Below are 1,590 nucleotides of genomic sequence, written 5' to 3'. Positions count from 1 at the left end.
ACTCAAACTTCGCACATAGATTTAGCCTATGCACCTTGAAAATTCAATACCTGGCAGTTATTCAGTTATCTTAATTCCTCTGCTATGCTGCTTGAAGCTGTGTCCTCAGTAATGCAGGTACCGTGTTCATAAACGTATCAACCAGTTCGCCAATTTTATCTTCGGACAGTTCTGTGTTGTCGCTAAGCATGGTTCGGAACATTTGAAGCAGCATTTGAAATGCCTGTATCCATGTGATATCAGACATTTCGTCAGAAAAGTATAGAAAAAGTTCACCCAGTGAACGGCTGTCGTTAGATTCCCGGCTTTCCAGGGAAAGCATCATATACCGTGTAAAAACAACTGCAGTGTGGGCAGTCATTGCATCGTAAGATAAGGAGTTACATTCCTTGCTGAGATTCAGGTAGCTTTTACATACCTTGAAGAAAACTTCGATATCCCAGCGCTTACCATAAATACGGATGATTTCATTTTCATCCAGAGTTGTATTTGTAGAGATAAGGCACAAGTATTCCTTTTTCTTATTCCGATTACGGACATATACAACTTTAGCCGGAATAATTTCTCCATTCTTTACAACATCAACTATCACAGAAAGTAAGTATTTGGAACGACCACATTTCTTTTTATTCTGGTTATAGATTGTAAGAAGAGACAGGTCTTCACCATTGTACCGAAAGAACATTTTGGGAGTCTTTTTCACCATGCCAATGACATCATAGCCGATTGATTTTACAGCATGGAGCGTGCTTGGAGAAGAGAACCAACTGTCAAAAAGAACATACTTGGCTGGAATATCAGCCTTTTTAGCGGCTTTTAGGAGTTCAAGCATCGCCTGCGTTCCCTTTTGCATGGAAAGCATTCTTCTTTTGTATCCGACAGTTCGTTTGTCAAGATCCGAAGCTTCGTTGACCCTGTTCTTTTTGTTTTCAGATGAGAGAAGAACGTTATTGATGGGAAGAAATGTGCTTCCATCTGACCATCCAAGTGTAAGCATACGAAATCCGAAACGGTATCTGTGATTAGCGTGATCATAAGCTTTTGCAAGAAGTTCTACTTTCTTAGAGCGATTGCGTTCAAACATGGAATCATCAATGATCAATACATTTGTACGATTCTCTGAATCCAAAGGTACAATAGCATCCTTAATGATTCGTGAAGCTAACAGAGTCGTAAAGTGAAGCCAGTTAATCTGGAACATCTTCATGAATCGGTACACAGTATCCTTTGCAAACCCAGGAGAATTTTTTCCGGTAATCAGACTCATGTACATACTTCTGTTAGAAAAGATCAGCAAAAAAAGATACTGGAAAACCTCAACAACAGGAATTCCTTTTTTCTTATAAGCGTTAGATGCCTTCAATGCTGAAGAAATATGGAATCTTGTAAAAAATCTTTTTATAGATTTCGAAATCTGCTTATCATTCTGGTTTACTTGTGTTATACTTTTATTCATAGCATGAGCCTCCGGTTTTAATTGTTTTTCGACAACTCAATTATATCAAACCAGATGGTTTCATGCTATTTTATTGCCAGTTTTATTGAATTTTCAAGGTGCATCTGCGCTTATTCAAATGCGAAGTTTGAGTT

The 1,590-nt window shown here is 38.2% G+C and carries 1 protein-coding gene; it reads right to left on the bottom strand.

The window, feature by feature from the left end; all coding sequences use genetic code 11:
- Positions 1 to 82: 82 nt before the first annotated feature.
- On the bottom strand, positions 83 to 1,456 hold the full coding sequence (locus tag D5281_RS24860) for an IS4 family transposase (protein WP_160562524.1): 1,374 nt from the start codon (positions 1,454 to 1,456) through the stop codon (positions 83 to 85).
- Positions 1,457 to 1,590 lie beyond the last annotated feature (134 nt).

The sequence above is a fragment of the Parablautia muri genome, from assembly GCF_009917485.1.
GTDB classification, from domain to species: Bacteria; Bacillota; Clostridia; order Lachnospirales; family Lachnospiraceae; genus Suilimivivens; species Suilimivivens muri.
The sequence above is the reverse complement of the archived record's forward strand: the minus strand, read 5'-3'. Positions and strand labels throughout refer to the sequence as shown.

What these genes read in the sequence shown, in the direction of transcription:
- D5281_RS24860 (WP_160562524.1), bottom strand. Translation starts at nt 1,456, where the DNA reads ATGAATAAAAGTATAACACAAGTAAACCAGAATGATAAGCAGATTTCG.